The 18,260-nt window shown below is 33.8% G+C and carries 13 protein-coding genes; 4 read left to right on the top strand and 9 right to left on the bottom strand.

What is annotated here, in order from left to right; genetic code table 11:
* Window positions 1-147: 147 nt before the first annotated feature.
* The 9 genes from PW52_RS00510 to PW52_RS00470 form a co-directional block, all read right to left on the bottom strand.
* A complete protein-coding gene (locus tag PW52_RS00510; RefSeq protein ID WP_044630970.1) occupies window positions 148-1,065 on the bottom strand; it encodes a glycerophosphodiester phosphodiesterase family protein in 918 nt (305 codons plus the stop codon).
* A gap of 14 nt (window positions 1,066-1,079) precedes the next feature.
* A complete protein-coding gene (locus tag PW52_RS00505) occupies window positions 1,080-2,672 on the bottom strand; it encodes a calcineurin-like phosphoesterase C-terminal domain-containing protein (RefSeq protein ID WP_044630969.1) in 1,593 nt (530 codons plus the stop codon).
* Between the two features lie 10 nt (window positions 2,673-2,682).
* Window positions 2,683-4,668: a calcineurin-like phosphoesterase C-terminal domain-containing protein gene (locus PW52_RS00500; protein WP_044630968.1), complete on the bottom strand. Its 1,986-nt coding sequence runs from the start codon at window positions 4,666-4,668 to the stop codon at window positions 2,683-2,685.
* A 45-nt stretch (window positions 4,669-4,713) separates the two neighbouring features.
* A complete protein-coding gene (locus PW52_RS00495) occupies window positions 4,714-6,000 on the bottom strand; it encodes a hypothetical protein (RefSeq protein ID WP_131453955.1) in 1,287 nt (428 codons plus the stop codon).
* 11 nt (window positions 6,001-6,011) lie between these two features.
* On the bottom strand, window positions 6,012-7,235 hold the full coding sequence (locus PW52_RS16965) for a BACON domain-containing protein (protein WP_131453954.1): 1,224 nt from the start codon (window positions 7,233-7,235) through the stop codon (window positions 6,012-6,014).
* A gap of 22 nt (window positions 7,236-7,257) precedes the next feature.
* On the bottom strand, window positions 7,258-8,826 hold the full coding sequence (locus tag PW52_RS00485; protein WP_044630967.1) for a SusD/RagB family nutrient-binding outer membrane lipoprotein: 1,569 nt from the start codon (window positions 8,824-8,826) through the stop codon (window positions 7,258-7,260).
* A gap of 9 nt (window positions 8,827-8,835) precedes the next feature.
* A complete protein-coding gene (locus tag PW52_RS00480; protein ID WP_165586736.1) occupies window positions 8,836-12,342 on the bottom strand; it encodes a SusC/RagA family TonB-linked outer membrane protein in 3,507 nt (1,168 codons plus the stop codon).
* 191 nt (window positions 12,343-12,533) lie between these two features.
* Window positions 12,534-13,505: a FecR family protein gene (locus PW52_RS00475; RefSeq protein WP_044630965.1), complete on the bottom strand. Its 972-nt coding sequence runs from the start codon at window positions 13,503-13,505 to the stop codon at window positions 12,534-12,536.
* Window positions 13,506-13,580: 75 nt separating this feature from the next.
* Window positions 13,581-14,159: an RNA polymerase sigma-70 factor gene (locus PW52_RS00470; RefSeq protein WP_044630964.1), complete on the bottom strand. Its 579-nt coding sequence runs from the start codon at window positions 14,157-14,159 to the stop codon at window positions 13,581-13,583.
* A gap of 493 nt (window positions 14,160-14,652) precedes the next feature.
* Here PW52_RS00470 and PW52_RS00465 point away from each other — a divergent pair, with 493 nt between their 5' ends.
* From PW52_RS00465 to PW52_RS00450, 4 genes are all read left to right on the top strand, one after another.
* Window positions 14,653-15,942, top strand: coding sequence for a tyrosine-type recombinase/integrase (locus tag PW52_RS00465; RefSeq protein ID WP_044630963.1), 1,290 nt, complete (start codon window positions 14,653-14,655; stop codon window positions 15,940-15,942).
* Between the two features lies 1 nt (window position 15,943).
* Window positions 15,944-16,825 carry a hypothetical protein gene (locus PW52_RS00460; protein ID WP_044630962.1) on the top strand — a complete coding sequence of 294 codons (882 nt, stop codon included), beginning with the start codon at window positions 15,944-15,946 and terminating at the stop codon, window positions 16,823-16,825.
* 67 nt (window positions 16,826-16,892) lie between these two features.
* Window positions 16,893-17,171 (top strand): helix-turn-helix domain-containing protein, encoded by a 279-nt coding sequence (locus tag PW52_RS00455; RefSeq protein ID WP_044630961.1) that lies wholly within the window; start codon window positions 16,893-16,895, stop codon window positions 17,169-17,171.
* A 3-nt stretch (window positions 17,172-17,174) separates the two neighbouring features.
* Window positions 17,175-18,077, top strand: coding sequence for a hypothetical protein (locus tag PW52_RS00450; protein ID WP_044630960.1), 903 nt, complete (start codon window positions 17,175-17,177; stop codon window positions 18,075-18,077).
* Window positions 18,078-18,260: the final 183 nt, after the last annotated feature.

Here is an 18,260-nt window from a genome sequence, read left to right as displayed (position 1 = left end):
TCTTCTTATTTTTAAAAAGTATCAAGAATTTTTTATGCTTTAAAACAAAAAAAACTCTCCATTTAAAATGAAGAGTCCTTTCGACTTGATTCAATCTGAGAAACTTAAAATCAATAACTTAACTTAATCATTACTAAATAAAAATTATCATTCAGTAATTTGGGATAATACTTTTTCTGGATAATCTGTAATAATACCATCTACACCAAAATGTATTTGCTTACCAATAGCTATAGAATCATTAACCGTCCAAGGAATTAGTTTCATGTTTTTGGCTTTAATAGCATCTACTACAGTTTTTGCTTTTATTAATTTATAATTAGGGCTGTAAATATTAGGCGTAAAATTTAATAACTTTAAATTCTCTTTAAAATCACCTTTGCTTACTAAATAAGCGAGAGTTACATCGGGATATTTTTCGTGCATTTCGTTTAAAATTGCAGGATCAAAAGACTGTATATTCCATTTGCCTGCTATGGTTTTAGTATTTAAAATTTGCATAACTAAATCTACCATAACACCAGGTTTTGGCTGGTAAACTTCATATTGAGATGGCACCGATTTAATTTCAATATTATATCCCACAGGCGCTAGTTTATGAGCACTAACAAAAGCTTCAATACTATCAACAACCTCACTTAATAATGGCTTATATGCTTTAATGCGCTTTTGCTCTGGAAACTTAATATTTCCTTTTAAACCCACTTCGAATGTTTTAATACTATCGTAGGTCATTTGATATAAATTGTACTGCTTCTCTTCAGCTTTTGAAATACTATCTCCTTGCGGCGTTAAAACGTAAAGCGATGACATGTAAGGCTCGTGAGATACTACCACTTTTTTATCTTTTGATATGACAACATCTAGCTCAATAACATCAACACCTTTTAAAATGGCATTTTTAAAACCAATTAATGTGTTTTCGGGACTATGCCCGCGCTCTCCTCTGTGCCCTTGAACTTCTACTTTTTCACCTTGATCTATGTGCTCTTTTGAAACTTTTTCTTGTTGCTCTTTGCAAGCAAAAACGACTAGAAAAACTACGATATAATTTAAAATCTTCATTTATAATATTTTTTTTAGAAGTTAGATTGCTCTACACGATACGTTTTACTACCGTAATGCGTTTTACCAAACATATCTGTTGCCTTAACCTCAATCGTATGTGTGCCTGCACTTAATTTTGTTAAAATTTTACCTTTCCAGAGATGCGTACAATCAATAGCATTTGACGCGCGCTTACCTGGTATTAACGTTTCAGACTCATCCCAATTAATAATCTGAGACACATACGATGGGTCCGGTTCTGTGGTGTATTTCATAGCATTCCATTCACCACCATCAATTTTATATAACACCTCATCGCTTGGGCTTCCCATAAAAAAATTCACATAAATTGCTGCTTTAGTTTTCTTATCTTTTGCCACAACTTTAGGAGCAAATATTTCCATTTGATGAGTTTTAGGCTTACCCGCCACTTTATAGTCTACACTGTAGCTATTTCCATTAAAGTTTATAAATGCATAACCTTTAGGAGTGCCATCGCGCATGGTTGAAGTAGGCACTTTATTGGCGTCTAATTTACCCGAGTACCAATCGCCGCTAGTAGTTCCTACATTATAATGATGGTGTGGTTTCTCTTGTGGCCAACCTTGGGCGTTAGTAAAAAAATCTTGACGCTGAATATGCGTGTGTGCCGATAATGACAAGGTATTTGAAAATGGCTTTAATAAATTGAATAACCTTTGGCGATGCTCGTCATTAAAAGTATCATTATCATCTGGTTCGCTTAATGGAATATGCATGGCCAAAATAATTAAATGATCTTTTGGTACGTACTTTAAATCGTTTTCTAAAAATTGAAATTGATCTTCTCTAAAACCGCCCCAATATTTTGATTCTTTTCGCGGGTCTGGGTACAATACATTATCAATAATTATAAAGTGAACTTTACCATAGTTAAATGCATAATTTGCAGGCCCAAAATGAGCCTCGTAAGTTTCATCGGAAAGTGCATCGGTTTCAACATCAAAATTAAGATCATGATTTCCTAATACATTATACCAAGGAATACCTGCTTTTTTGGTGGCTTTTATATACGGATTAAACAAACTTAAATCGTTACCAACTAAATCGCCCAAACTTAAACCAAAAGGTATATTTTTAATATTAGCTACTTCTTCAACAATACCCTTTGCAAAATAATCTACTTGTTGTTGTGTATAAGGTTGTGGGTCTCCAAAAATTAGAGCCGTAAACACCTCATTTTCTTCAGAAGCTATTAAAGGAAAATTTACGTTGCGTGGTAATTTTCCAGTAGCCTCAACACCTTTAAATTTTAATTTAGGTGAACCTTTAGGTTTATGAATGTAAAAAAACTGAGGCAAGTTATTAGCGTTTACAGCCACTTTGTAATTGCTTGGTTTTATAACCGAAATTATAGCATCGTTAGTTAAAGGTAACTGGTAAACACCTTTTGCATTTGTAAGCACGACTTCCTTACCGTTGGTTACTGCAATGCTTTCAATACCTTTTTCGTTGGTTTCTTTTTTTCCGTTGCTATTGGCATCATGAAACACATAACCCGTAACTTTATTTTGAGCTATTGTTTGCATTACTGTAACACCAAAAATCACAGTTGTTATTAATAGTTTTATTTTTGAAATTTTCATGTTATATATTTTAAACCATATTTAAAGTGAGTGCTTTGGGTCTTACCATATTTTCGGTGTAAACATTACCAAATCTGTCTGTTACTTTTATTATTAAAGTTGAATTTGCTGCAGCTGCCGTTACTTTAAAAATGTGAGCGGTAGTATTGGTAACAAAAGCACTTGTTGGTGTTGCTCCAGCATTTAAACGCAGTACTTCGTACGAAATAATATGTAACGGGTCTTTAGCATTTACACGTGTTACAGGCAAGGATTGGTTGTTTTCTGAAACTTCAATTTTCCATTGCGAATCGTAACCCCAAACATTAATTAACACCTCGTTATTGGCACTTGGGCTTGCGTATGCATCGGCATAACTTTCTATATCTGCGTCGCTTGCATTTGGCGCATAATTAGCAGCTGTAATATGAATGCTATTAACATCGTAGGTTCTAAACTGATAATCTTCATTGTAACCAATCCCTTTAAAACGCCATTGTATATCTGTATTATTTATCTGCCAAATGCCATATCCGCCAGGGCTTCCGTCTTTACATATATGATTGTTAGCATATCCACTTTTGCCGGTCCACCACCAAGTAGCGCACAAAGCAGCTGTGTTATGCTCCATGATATTTTGCTCTTCTTCTACAGAATAATTAACATGCGCATGCCCAGATAGAACGTGTACTGTAGAAAAATCGGCCAGCACATTTACAAGTATATTGGCGTTAGATAAATCGGTAGAATTTATTTGATTTCCACCTGCATCAACCGTTGGATTTTTATATAATGGGGTATGCATTGCCAAAACAATTGGCGTACTTTTATCGGTTATGGTTGCTAAATCTTTTTTTAACCATTCTATTTGATCGTTGGTTAGTTTCTCGTTGTAGTTACGGCTACCAATAGTGCCTTGCGAGCCTCCAGAATTAACATATTCTACGCTATCTAAAACCACGTAGTGCACCTTCCCTAAGTTAAACGAATAGTATGTAGGCCCAATAATGTCTCGGTATTTATTTTCGGCTTCCCAATCGTTAGCATAATAAGGATCGTTATCGTGATTACCAATAAGATTGAACACAGGTGCGTTTACCTTATTCATGTATGGCACATATTCATTTAGTCCAAAATTGTTATCGTACCAATATGCATCCCAAGTTAAATCGCCTAAAGTTAAAGCATACACTTTGGTGCCGTTGGCTGTATATTTTTCTATAGTGCTATTAATATCGGGCAATACTTTTGTATTAAACTGCTCTAAATCGTTATTTCTGTTAGCCAAATGCCAATCGGCTAAAGGCAACACAACGTGATTGTTATTATCTACTTGAATAAGAGAGAAATCTTTTTGCTCGATTGTTTCAACACTATTGCTTATGCGTTTAAAAAATTGAGGTGCACTACCAACATTTGTAACCTCATAATTTCCAGGAACAGAAATAAAAACAAACCCTGTTTGTTTTTGCGACTCTAAATAATAACGCCCTTGAGCATCGGTAACAGTAACCTCGTAACCATCGGATACCGTAACATTTGCTATACCCTCTCCATTGCTATAAACCACACCTTTTATGTTTTTACCGGCAACATCGGGAATGTTGGTATTAGCAATTACGTTACACAAAATATTACCTAAAAGCAAGCTGTTGGTATTACGTAAAACACTAAGTGTATAATTTCCAGATTCAAAATTAGCAGGAATGGTAAACGTGAATGTGTTTTCTGTAATTTCAACTACCGTTCCTAAAAAAGTTAGCGAAGCAGTTGAAGATACAAACTCTATTGTATCTCCAACTTTAAACCCTTTTCCTGTTAATGTGGTTTCTCCTTCTCTACTTACATTTAACGACGATGGTATTGATACACCTGAAATGTTTAAGTCGTTATTCTCATCGATTAATACCTCATCATCACTCGCGCAATTAAATAAAGTAAATCCTAAACCGCTTACACTTGCAATTGTTGTTAAACCGCTTAGCTTTATAAATTTTCTTCTTGATTGATTGTTCATTATTTAATTAAAATCTTTAAATTATTTTTTCATCAGGTAAAAAACCTACTCATATTCGGAAAAATGAACCGCAAAAATGCAGCGATTTACTTCACTACCATTATCTGCACCAGCATTAGGCTCCCATTCTGTTAAACTCCACAAATAATCGTACTCTGCTTCATAATACAAAGATTCCGAGCCATATGGCCAGCGATAACGCACAGTATTTGAAGCTCCATCTGTATATCTTGCTAGTCTTGCTTTTGAACCATAAGACTCTGATGGAGAACCCGAGCAGGACAACCAAGTTCTGTTTCCTTTTCTAAAAATACCTTGCATTCCATGTGCATGATCATCGTCAAACAGTGAATTTTTAGGAATTATTTCTTCAATTCCGGAATTAAGAACTGTTCCTCCAGAATCCATTGGGAAACCATAAACTTTAGGAACAACACTAGAGCTCGAGCTCCCTGAAGAATATTGGGCCGTCCAAAGGGCATTACCTTCATCATTTACTTGAATTGTTGAAAATGGATTTGCCCCACCATTAATATCATAATATTCTATTTGAGGTAAAATATACCTGTAATTAAAGGCATATAAATTTCCACTCGTATCCTGTCCACATTTTGTACTTGTATCCGCCCCTGTTGATACTTCTATTATCTTGTTTAAATCGAATACTCTCATACCTAAATTTGTGCTTGCGATATATACTTTATCATTATAATAAGCGATACCACCGGCATGAATATTTAAAGGTGCATAAGTATTGTATTGTGTGTATTCGCTAACAGAAGATGGAACCGAAGAATGCACTAACAGTATATGCCTGTATTTAAGATAAGTGCTTGAACTCGGACTAATATCTAGTAAGGTAATGCGAGAACCTTTATGATCTGAGCCTTCACGCCCGTACCAAGTAATTAAAAGGTATCTAACTCCATTTTTTTTAAAACCTGTTATTCCTTGTGGTCGCCATTCATTAGTAGTTTCATCACCACTGTTCCATCTTATACCTCTTGCTCTATTAGCTTCAGGCACATTAAACCCGTAAACTTCTGTGTACGAACTTCCTCCTATCGCTTCTCTATTTTTATTTACTTGTGTGGGATTAAGAAACGTAAAACCACTATTCACATAACTGCTTACATCACTATAGTTAACACTAATACCTGTAGCAACGGCATAATAACCAATAGGATTTTGCTCTAAAATACTGTTATCGTCTTCAATTGTAGAATCGCTAGTGCAGCTCGATAAAAAAACACAAGCCAAAAACAAAAAAGCATAGATTCTAACATTTGAAGCAACACATATTAATGAATAAAAATTATTCTTTATTAACATATCAACTGTATTTATGGTATAATTTCTACTTTAATATCATCTAAGAAAATGCGGTTTTTACCTTTACCCACACCTACCAGCGCAAAATCGCCACCAAGTAACCTTAATTGTGTTTGGCTTGTTGCTCCAGTAATTGTGAAAGTATACGTTGACGCTGCATCTTCCCAAATTGCAGTACAATCTGGATCGGTATCGTAATCTGGCCAATTACTTACAGTAAATGCATCTACACTTGTAGTACCTGGGCCAACCACCCCAATATTTAAAATATTATCGTCTTGGGTTCCGGCCTTGGTTTGGTAAGGCACTGCTTTAAATGTAACCTTAACATTGGTTTCTTCGTCTAGACTTAAAAATTTTGGAGAAATTAAATCGCCACCGTAACCTGTTTTTCCAAGTTTTACAAAACCTGTTCTGGCGTACACCACTTGCTGATTGCTTGAATTTGTATTTGGTGTACTTGTCCAGCCTCTATCTAGCTCTTCATCAATCCAAGAATCCATACGTTTTTCGCCAGATGTGGTGTAAAAAATAGTACTTCCGTAGGTTAACCAATCGAAATGTTCTTCTAAAACAATACTTCCATCTAATTGAGTGATATTAATACTTTTACTTAAGGATGGATGGTCTGCCGAACTTACGGTTAAAATAGCTGTTCGCTCCGTTCCTATATTTTTTTCTGCTGAAAGTTTTATGGCTGTTTCTGTGGTTTCTATTTCATTAATCCAGTCCCCATTTGTTATTTGGTAGGTCCAGTCTACATTAGTGCTTAAGTTTATTTGAAAATCGGCTCCGGCAGAAGTAAAACTAATACCTTCTTCGGCATTTTGAATAGTTATAAACGGAATATTAGCTTCTTGTTCTACTCTAAATAAAGCCGGTTGTTCTTTACCATTAACTATGAAAGCAAAATTCATAACCCTAGGATCGAATGTATTGTTTTCTTCAATAATAAATTTGAAAATACCATCATCATCTCCTTTATTAGGAAAAGCCTTTACCCAATCGCCTTCACTTTGGGCAACAACTTCCCAAGATCGGTTAGAGCGCACCACATAACTTTGTGTTAATCCGTTAACATCGGCCACAAGTCCTGTTGGGTTCTCTTCAATGGTAAAATAGGGTTCACTTGCAATATCTTCGTCTTCATTACATGAAAACGCAAGGAATAACACTGATAATATGGTAAACAACCTCAACATTTTGGCTGCATCTATTTTAAATATTGTATTCATTTTTTTATTTTTTTGGTTGATTTTAGTTTCCGCTTTCAATGGCTTGTAGACTCCACCAAACAGGTGTTTTCATATCATTTTCACCATTCATACGGGTTAAAGCCTCTTGCGCATTAGCATTATTAGTTGCCATTGTTGTATTTGGATATGCAAAACGGGTAGGCAAAATGTAATCGTTAAATACAGCCCCACGACCAATGGTTAACTCTGGATATCCAGTACGACGGTATTCATGGTAAGCTTCCATACCTATCCAAAACAATGCTAAATATTTTTGGTTTGCAATTAGCGCTTCTTTATTTGTTGCTGCATCCCATGAGGCTAACTCTGAAGTTAAAAACGTGTTTATTTGTTCTTCTGAAATTTCTACAGGCACTTCACTAAACACACCTAATTCTGCCCATTTTTCAATAGAAGCTGTAACGGCGCTTTCATAATATTCTTTAGCTTGTTCCTCACCACCAGGAATATTCCCTTTTAAAGCCGCTTCGGCCAAAATAAATTGTACTTCAGCAAAATCCATATAGCTTGCAGGCGTTTCGGCTCTACAAAATACAGCAGTATTTAACCAAGATGTTCCAGCATCAACTTCGCTTTGTTCAGCTTCTGTACAACCTGCTACAGTACCTTTCCATAGGTTTTCCCCATTAACTAAATAATTCGGATTTTTTTTACCATAAATGGCTAATCGTGGATCTTCATAAGTTTGATTTCCAAAATCGTCGGTTATAACCGTCATTTTAATAAGCTGTTCTGTTAATTTTCTTCCAGAACTTGTAAATCCGTTTTCGTTAGTGTTAGCAAACTCACTACGATATGGGTCTGCTCCAGAAAACTGAACCGTAGCGTTGTCTGCATTCGATTCGAATATTGGATATTCACTTGGGTTATTAATTATCTTGGTTATTAGAGCTGCGGTATTCATTTCTGCTCTGCCACTTACACGACATAATAAACGCAGATATAACGCATTGTTAAATTTTTTCCATTGCTCCATATTGCCACCATACATGCCATCTAAAGCAGGTTTAATAAACACAGGGTTTTCGGCATACAAACTGTTAGCGGTTTCTAAATCGTTAAACATTTGTAGGTAAACCTCTTTTTGAGAATCAAACTTAGGTTCGGCTGTACCTCCTTCGCGCACTTGAAATGCTTCAGAGTAAGGTACATCACCATACATGTCGGATAAATTGGACATATACAACACCTTTAATGTTAAGGCGATTGCCTGTAAAGACTCATCGTTTTCGGCCACACTTAAATCGTACATATGCAGCGCATTGTTGGTATAGCGGGCATAGGTATTCCAAACATTTTGCCAGTCTTGATCACCAATAAAATAGCGGTGTTCTTGTCTTGTAGTTCCACCGGTAAAGGCCGTAAATTGTATTAACTCGTTATTCCAAAACCAAGTGTAGTATTGCCAAGCATTAATACCATTGTATAATAACGGTTCGAACATACCGCTAGCTTGAATATCGCCCACATTGGTACGGTTTGGATTGGTGTTTATTTCTTCAAAATCTGATGTACAGGCTAACACCAAACTAATTAAGCCTATAGTTAATATTTTCTTTAAATAATTCATAACTGTTTTTTAGAATGAAAGTTTAACGTTAAGTCCGTAAGTTCTTGTCATCGGGAAAGTCATGGCCTCAATACCTTTATAAATATTAGAACCGTTAAGCATACCTGTATCTGGATCGTACTGTGGGAAATCTGTAATCATAAAAAGATTAGTAGCGTAAGCCCCAAAACTTATACCATTAAACACCTCTATTTTACTTAATAATTTTGCAGGTAATTGATAATCTAAGCGCAACTCTCTTAGTTTTAAATATGAGGTATCGAAAGTGTTCATTTCTGTATTATTACGGTTCCAAACGTAGGTATTGTAATAGGTTTGAATACTGTTTGTTACCGTAGTGTTTTTGGTATAAGAAATGGTTCCATCGGTATTTTCAACAGCATTAACACCATTATGTACAAGACCATCGTAGCGTCCTTCTATTGAATTATTAAGTTTACCTTGATAAGACAACGCAAAGTTTGTTACAGAAAAGGCATTACCACCTAACTGACCTGCAAATGTAGCTGATAGCATTAAGTTTTTATATTTAAAACGCTGTACCATACCAGCACGCCAATCTGGATTTACATTTCCAATTCGGGTTTCAGGAGAATTATCTAACACTGGATACCCTTCGGAGTTTACAATATGCATGCCCGATGCATCTTGAGTTTCGCCATTTTCATCTACATAAGTTGCACCTTCTGGAGCTTTTTGAAAACCACGTCCGTACAAAACATGCATTTCTTCGCCTACATAAGAGTAAACATAAGTTCTGCTTCCTATGGTTGTTCCCATATCTGTTTGTAATGGTACCGAAGCATCCCAACCATCTTGTAAGCTCACTAGTTTATTAATATTTTTAGACCAGGTCACATCAAAATCCCATTTAAAATCCTTGGTTTTTACGGGCACAAAATTTGCTGAAACCTCTAAACCTTTATTAGAAATTTCACCTGCATTTATGGTCATTCCAGTAGCACCAGTAATTTGATCTACATCTACCGAAACGATTTGATTTGTGGTTGAAGAATGATAAGCAGTAACATCGAAAGACACTCTATTTTTAAATAATTTAGCTTCAATACCTGCCTCCCAACTTTCTACATTTTCTGGTTGAATTAATGGATTCGGTATGGTTCCAGGCAACACATAACCTCCTGAAAAAGATGTTGTACTGTATACTTGATCTAAAGAATAGGCCGAAGTATCGTTACCTACATTTGCCCAAGACACGCGTGCTTTTAACATATCGACCCAAGGCGCGTGTTTTTTTAAGTTGAATGTTTTATCTAATAATGCACTAGCTGAAACCGATGGGTAAAAATACGACCAGTTACCTCTTGCCAATGTACTAGACCAATCGTTACGTCCTGTAACATCTAAAAAATAAGCATCGTCCCAACTTAATGACACTAAACCATAAAGACTATTTACTGTTTTTTCGCTTCTGTAGTTGTAAGGATCTGGATTTACACCTGTTGGCACATTTGTGGCGTGGTAAATACCTTCTTCTCCTAACTCACTTAATGTAATCTTGTTATTATAATACTCGTTAATACGATTATTACCACCAGCCATAGCAGAAAAACCTAAACGCCCATTACTAAATGTGTTATTGTAACGCAACATAAAATCGTTGTTATTCTCTAACACTCTAACGGTTTGCTCTCTGTAAAATCCGTTTTGGTAACCAGCAGTGTAGTGCGGTTTTCGTTGGGTTCTAAACTCATCAGACCAATCTAATCCCGAGCGCAAATCTAAGGTTAAGCCTTTTAAAATATTAAAGGTTAAACCAATGCTACCAAAAACACGATTTTTATCTTGTGTGTTTAATGCTTCGTAAAGTGTGCGGTACGGGTTAAACGAATTTGCCGATGGAAACACAAGCCCCATACCGTTTTCGCCACCTGCATTCCAATTGGCATAATTGTAACGACCATTAAAATATTCGCCTTTCCAATCTTGAATACTGTTTACGTTAAACCCCCAAACCAAAGCGTACATTGGGTTGGTTTCATCATAACCACTTACCGGCATGTTATCGCTTGTTTTTTTATTGTAATTTACTTTTGCAGTTAATTTAATATGGTCTGAAACTGGTGTATTTATAGCTAAGGAAACCGTGTTACGCTTAAAACCAGTGTTTGGTAAAATCCATTCATTTTTAAAATCGGTTACCGAAAAACGTGTAGATGTTCCGTTACCATTATTACCATTAATACTAACGGTGTTATTTGTTGTAATTCCCGTTTGAAACAAGCCTGTGTACCAATCGTCTTGATATACCCATGGTAATTTTGTAAACGTGTTATCGTCCCAATTTTTAGAAGCATACAAATAACGAAGCTCGTTGGCATCAAACGCTTCACCAAAGGTATAACGCGAATAATGTCTAGCCTGTTCTATTCCATCTGGTGCCATTTCTGGGGTAAGTTCCCAAAGTGAGTATTCATTAGCTCCCATATCAGACCCATTACCAAATTGGGTTTGAAAATCTGGAAAAAACCCTGCTTGCTCAAAAGTTATTGAAGAATTTACCGTAATGCCTAAACCTTTATTTTTTCGGCCAGATTTAGTGGTTATCATAATAGCGCCATTTGCCGCACGTGAACCGTATAATGCTGCAGCAGCTGGACCTTTTAAAATCGAAACAGACTCAATGTCGTCTGGATTAATATCGCTCATGCCATCGCCGTAATCTACAGGAGCATCGGCTTGTGCATAATTACTAACGCTGCTGGTTGCTGTGGTTCCAGAATTAACTGGCACACCATCTATTACAAAAAGCGCTTCGTTACTACCATAGTTTAAAGATTGATCGCCGCGTAAACTCACTCTAATAGAACTGCTAGGTCCAGAGTTTGCCGATGTAAATGTTAAGCCTGCCACTTTACCATTTAAACTGTTTAACCAGTTTCCTGAAACGGTTTTGGTTAATTCATCGCTTTCTATTTTGGCAACGGAATAGCCTAGAGATTTTTCTTCGCGCGTAATATTTAAAGCAGTTATAACTACCTCATCGATAGCTATAATATCTTCTTGCATGGTAATATTATAAACAGCTTTATTTTTAGTAATATTTTCTTCTACAGTAAGCATGCCCATAAACGAAAAAACTAAAGTGCCATTTTCTGGAACTTGTAGTGTGTAATTGCCATCAAAATCTGTTAAAGCACCAGTGTTGGTACCTTTTAAAATTACATTTACCCCTCCAATAGGCATACCTTGACTGTCTTTTACTTTACCGCTAACTTTAACTTTTGTAACGCCGCTTAAAGTAATATTTGTGCCATTTACTAAATAGTTTATTTGAACATCTTTACATATTTTATCTAAAATTGTTTTTAGTTTTTGATTGGTAAAACTATACGTAAAAACATTTTTATTATTTAAAATAGCATTAGAATAACTAAATTGATATGGTGTTTTTTGCTCTAATTGATTAAAAATCGCATTAAGCGTAACATTTTTTACGTTTAATGTTGTTGTTGTTTCTAGATTGTTTTGGGCTATTACACGTTGTGTAGACACACAAAAAAACGTGATTATTAACATAAATAGCACCAAAAATTGTGTGGGAAATAATTTTCTTTTTTGATATAAATTTAATTTCATAATTTAGTAATTACTTTTTTAGTAAAAAGGATTTTTTAAAAGATCTAATGAGCTGGAGTTGGTGACGCAACTCCAGTTTTTTTTGTGTTCGTGTTTATTCTTATAATTTATTTAATTGTTACAGTGTTGTTTTCTATAGTGTATTGCAGCCCTACCATAAACTCTAAACTTTTTAGTACTTCTTCTAAAGGCTTATCGTTATAAACTGCGCGTATTTTTTTATTTAATAGTGTTTTGGAATTGCATTGTATATTAACATTATACCATGTTTCTATTTTGCCAAATGCTTCTTGCAGCGTAATGGCATTAAAATGTAATATGTTTTTATGCCAATTGGTTGCGTAATCTGCGTTAATGCTAGATTTTTCCAATGTATTTAAAGCTTTATTAAACACTACTTGAGTGTTTTTCACCAGTATAAACTGGTTATTAGTTTTGGTATTTTCTACCTTAACTTTTCCTGTTTTTACAACCACACTAAAACTAGTAGGGTTTGTATTGTTTACATTAAACGAGGTACCTAAAACGGTAGTTTTAAAATTACCAGAGTTAACCATAAAGGGTTTGCTTTCGTTTCGTTTTACTTTAAAAAACGCTTCGCCCGTTAAAAACACTTCGCGTTGATTGGTGGTAAATTTTTCTGGATAACGTAGTTGTGCACCTGCATTTAAAAACACTGTAGAACTATCTGGTAATGTTATTTGTGTACGTTGCCCTTTTAAACTGGAAGCAATTATATAATTAACAGCCGTTTTAGAAATGTACAGCTTGTTAAACCACAGCCCAACACTTAATAAAATTGCAAAAGAAGCAGCAATAGCTAGAGCCTTTTTGTTAATTAGGAATTTACGCTTTTCGTCTTCTTTAATTTTTTGGCGTAATTTTTCGAGACCGCGTTTAAGATTAAATTCGTTATACGCCGCCGATGATGTATTGTAAACCTGCACCGCTTGTAACGCCTTATATTTTGCTACATAACTTGCATCTTGCAAATAACGCTCAAGTAAAGCCTTATCTTTAGCAGAAGCCGCATTTGCTAAATTTTTAAGCGCAATTTCATAAAAAGTATCGTCGTTCATGTGTTATGGTCTTTTACTATTAAGACCTAAATAAACGCATTAATCTACCATTGTAATCTGTTAACAAATGGTTATCTAAACATCAAGAAAACAAAAACAGAACGGAAGTACGCAAGTAATAAATTGCGATTCATATTGGGCAACATGCTTCATAGCTTCAAGCATTTGTTTTTGCACTGTGCTTACCGAGATACCAAGTTTATCGGCAATTTCTTTGTATTTTAAACCGTCTATTCTATTCAGTTTAAATATTATTTTACGCTGTTGCGGTAACTCTTCAATAATTTTATCTATCTGGTTTTTTACTTCATTATAATGTAAGCCTTGATCTGTACTTAAATGAGAAAAATTATTGGTTTCTTTAGTAGTTTGTAGTTTTAAAGTATTGGCTTTTTCTTTATTTACTACGTTAATAGACAAGTTTTTAGTAGATACAAACAAATATGCTTTTAAAGATGTTTTTATGTGAAGCGTTTTTCGGTTTTGCCATATTTTTAAAAACATATCGGCAACAACCTCTTCGGCCAAATCTGGACTTTCTACATATTGCTTAGAAAACAAACACAAGTTAAAATAATACTTTTGAAACAGCTGCTCTAAAGCTTGCTGATTATTGTTTTTAACACAATTGAAAAGTATTTCGTCTTGATCCACTGTAAAAAAAATAGTTGTTTTTAAAAAAACAAAACTATTGGTTCCATACAGGTAGTTTGTTATTAAAAAATTAAGTTATTATTATGTTTTTTGTCTTTATTAATTACATCGAGAGTAAACTAAAAACTTAGCAACTTCAAGAAATTTAGCATTTAATACTAGCCTAAAATAACCATTGTAACATATTAACTTAGGCGTAAACCAAAAGTTGGAGATAGACTTCTAGTTTCAAAGTTCTTTTATATAAAAAAAGACTCTCCATGTTAAATGAAGAGTCTTACTCGTTTCGTGCGGGCGGAGAGCGCAAAACCCTGTCAATAAGAATAAAAAGACCACCCTTTATAAAACAACAAAAAAGCCAACAAAAACAAGGTATTAAAGAACATTTAAAAAAGTAAACATATTTAAATAGATTTAATACTATTGTAATTAATTGCAGATATGTTGCCTAAATGTTGCCTAAATAATTATATTTACCATCAAACACTTACATATGGCAACCATAAAATACTTTATCCAAGGAAAATCAAAAGAAACACCTATTTACATTCGTTTTTCTATATCTAGAGGTAATACCCCTAAAAGAAAAACTGGGTTTGTTATAAATCCAAATGATTGGAGCAAAAGCACTCATCTTCCTAAGCAAAATTCCGCCTACAATAAAAATTTAATAACTGACTTACAAAAATTAAAAACCTACATTCATTCTGAGTATAACATTGACTACTCCAAAGGCTTTACAATTAACGGAGATTGGCTAAGTGATAAAATAGACAAACACTTTAACCAAGGAAAACAAAAAACAGACCTCAACATTATTACTGAATATATTCATCATTACTTAAGTACAGCTCATTTAAGAAAGAATTCCAAAGGAGGAATTGGATTGGGAAAAAGCAGAATTAATGATTACAAAAGGTTAGCTGGTATTATCTCTGAATTTCAAGGGGGAACCCCATTGTTAATTAGTGACATAAACTTAGGTTTTAAAGATAAGTTTTTGAAATGGATGACAGAAACTAAAAACTATTCAATTGGCTACACAGGAAGAATGCTCGGCAATTTAAAATCTATCTGCCTAGACGCAGAAACGAATGACATAAGAACAAACAAACAACTTTCAAAAGTTTCAGGGTTTAGAACCAAAAATGAATTCGTCATATATCTGACCGAAAATGAAATTGAACAAATAACAAATACTAAGATTTCTTTGCCTTATTTGCAAAATGCAAAAAAATGGCTATTACTGGGTTGTAATATTGGACAAAGAGGAAGTGATTTACTTAAAATAAACGAAAGTAACTTTGTTACCAGAAATAATTTAAAAGTCATCGAACTAGTTCAACAAAAAACAGGCAAAAGTGTTACTATACCAGTATTACCGAATACACAAAAAATTATCGAGAATGGTTTGCCTCATAAAATTTCATTACAAAGATTTAACGATTACATCAAAGAAGTTTGTAAACTTTCTAATATAAAAACATCCACTCGCGGAAAAAAATTAAACCCAACAACGAAAAGACATGAAGAAGGTATTTATGAAAAGTGGGAGTTAGTTTCATCTCATATTTGCAGGCGCTCATTTGCTACCAACCTATACGGGAAGCTTCCTACACCTTTAATAATGCAAATAACAGCACATAGCAGCGAAAAAACATTTTACGGATATATAGGAAAAAACTCATTCGATTTTGCTCAACAAATTGCCGATTATTTCACGCTACAATCTCCCCAAAAGGAGAACCAATCTAATTTAACTCTAATTCACAAGTCGATTTAAAATGACTAAAAATATTCCACTCAAAAAACTAACTCTTAACGACTTAGTCCAATATGAATTCAATAAAGGCATTTACAAATTTTACCATGAAATGCTTACTAGAAAGTTTAATGTACAAATCAATAATTTACAATCATTTTATTTAGAAGTCTACAAACTTGTAGCATTGTTCTATTACAACTACGAAGACATACCTTATGAAGTTGATGCCGAATTAAAAAATAAACTTAAAGAAATTAAAGATGATGAAATCTTATTAAACACCTTTAAATTTTATTTAGTCTTTTATATTCTAACAATTATTAACTCAAAGATTGAACGTAATCAAAAAGGCAAAAAAAGTGTTGTACCTAATGAGTATTGCGAAAGTATGGATACTTGGACATATATTGAAGAGCTTTTTAGAGTTTTAATCCCAAGATGTGAAAATTTAATTTCAAAAAAGCAAAACATACCCTTTGACTTCTCTATGGACATAATGGAACCTTTTTACCACTTTGTTAATGACCCAATTGGTGATGCCGAAAAAGCATTAAGTCTTAAAACGTTTTTTAAAACAATCACTAGCGATGAACAATCTCCCTATTTAAACCAGGACAATTCTGAAAGTTCTCAGAAAATAACTGACAAAGTAATTTATTTAAATGAATTAGGAATAATTGATTTTCTGGCAAAAAAAGAGCCATTCAACTTATCGACAAACTCACTTGCTAAAGCACTAAGCCTAATTACTGGTGAAAGTCAACAAACATTGCAAAGCTATTTAAACCCAATAATTAATAATAATGCAAACCAAAAAAATAATCCTTTAAACAACCACAAAAAGCTTGATATCGCAAGAGAAAACCTTATTAAATTGGGTTTTAAAATTAATACGAATTAAGAGACTGTTATCTTTTAGGGACTCCCTAAAAAAAACCTAAGCTCCATTTGTTGCAAACATTAAAATTATGCAACAGATACAATTTATTCAAATTACTCCCGAACAATTACAACAAATAATTATTGACGGTGTTAAAGCGGAATTAGAAGAAATCAAAAAACACTTCGAACCAAAAACACCTACAGAATACCTAACCCGAAATGAGGTAAGCAAATTACTCTCAGTTGATTTATCAACCGTACATAATTACACAAAAAAAGGCATTCTAACAGCACATCAAATGGGCTCTCGCGTTTACTACAAACGTCAAGAAATAGAAAATTCTTTTGTAACACTTAAAAAATAGGCTATGATTGACTACATCAAAATAAAAGTCACTGATAGTAAAACAATAGTGAGATTATGGAACAACCCATTGTTATACTTCTATTCAAAAAATGAATTTCTACTCTTTGACAACGAAACAATTAAAACCAGAAACACAAAGCAATTTAATGGAATACTATTTGAGCTAACCGAACATGTGTTGTACATTCGTTTTAAACCTCATTATTTCTTTAACTCAAACATCCATAATGCTAATGACTTTTCAGTTAAAGACTGTATCGAAATATTAAAACAATTCAGTACGCTTTTTAAGTTAGAAACCAAGTATCTAGAAGTAATAAATATTGAATTTGGATTAAATATTATTATACCTGATGAACTTATATGCGTTAAAGATTTGCTGGCATATACTATTTATCATGGTTTAAATGAATTCAGAACAGATAGAAAATATATTTATTGCAAGTTTAGCCATTCCTCCAACAAAAGAGGAGCAGCTAATGTTTATAAAATGGTAAAGATGTACGCTAAAGGAATACAATTCCCCAAAAACTGTAACAAAAATACATTGAGATTTGAAATAAAAAGTAATCGTAAAAAGTATATAAATAGGCTGGACATTTACACAATAGAAGATTTATTGCAACCTCAACGATACAACAATTTGAAAAATGTAATTTTAAAAGAGTTTGACGATATTTTAATAATCGACAGTTTTACAACACCAAAAATAAATAAACGAAGGCTAAATAAACATCTTGAGAGGCTTAACCCTATTCACTGGCACAAATTACTAAATAGAAGTAGAAATGTCTTTAAAAACCATTTTAATGCTTACTACAAAGATTTAAACACAAGTAGAACACACCTTAAAGCAGAGATTAGAAATTTAATTGCTAATAAACTAATTGAACTACAAAAGTAAGTGCATATTCAACCTGTATATATGTTTAAAATTGCACATTTTTTCTATTTCCATAAAATATCACACAATGGTTTTCTACAATTCTACACATATGTGTGCGAGCAAGAGACTTCCTGTAGCGAAAGTAACCACCGTTAAACGCTCGTTAACATCCGTTGAGGTTAATAATTAATTCATAGCATA

Origin of the sequence: Neotamlana sedimentorum (genome assembly GCF_000943565.1) — a bacterium.
Taxonomy (GTDB): Bacteria; Bacteroidota; Bacteroidia; order Flavobacteriales; family Flavobacteriaceae; genus Neotamlana; species Neotamlana sedimentorum.
This window is presented reverse-complemented; position numbering and strand designations above follow the sequence as displayed.

Excerpts from the sequence above, each read along its gene's own strand:
- PW52_RS00450 (WP_044630960.1), top strand. The coding sequence starts at position 17,175 with ATGATTGACTACATCAAAATAAAAGTCACTGATAGTAAAACAATAGTG.
- PW52_RS00465 (WP_044630963.1), top strand. The coding sequence starts at position 14,653 with ATGGCAACCATAAAATACTTTATCCAAGGAAAATCAAAAGAAACACCT.
- PW52_RS00475 (WP_044630965.1), bottom strand. The coding sequence starts at position 13,505 with ATGAACGACGATACTTTTTATGAAATTGCGCTTAAAAATTTAGCAAAT.
- PW52_RS00500 (WP_044630968.1), bottom strand. The coding sequence starts at position 4,668 with ATGAACAATCAATCAAGAAGAAAATTTATAAAGCTAAGCGGTTTAACA.
- PW52_RS00455 (WP_044630961.1), top strand. The coding sequence starts at position 16,893 with ATGCAACAGATACAATTTATTCAAATTACTCCCGAACAATTACAACAA.
- PW52_RS00510 (WP_044630970.1), bottom strand. The coding sequence starts at position 1,065 with ATGAAGATTTTAAATTATATCGTAGTTTTTCTAGTCGTTTTTGCTTGC.
- PW52_RS16965 (WP_131453954.1), bottom strand. The coding sequence starts at position 7,235 with ATGAATACAATATTTAAAATAGATGCAGCCAAAATGTTGAGGTTGTTT.
- PW52_RS00485 (WP_044630967.1), bottom strand. The coding sequence starts at position 8,826 with ATGAATTATTTAAAGAAAATATTAACTATAGGCTTAATTAGTTTGGTG.
- PW52_RS00505 (WP_044630969.1), bottom strand. The coding sequence starts at position 2,672 with ATGAAAATTTCAAAAATAAAACTATTAATAACAACTGTGATTTTTGGT.
- PW52_RS00495 (WP_131453955.1), bottom strand. The coding sequence starts at position 6,000 with ATGTTAATAAAGAATAATTTTTATTCATTAATATGTGTTGCTTCAAAT.
- PW52_RS00460 (WP_044630962.1), top strand. The coding sequence starts at position 15,944 with ATGACTAAAAATATTCCACTCAAAAAACTAACTCTTAACGACTTAGTC.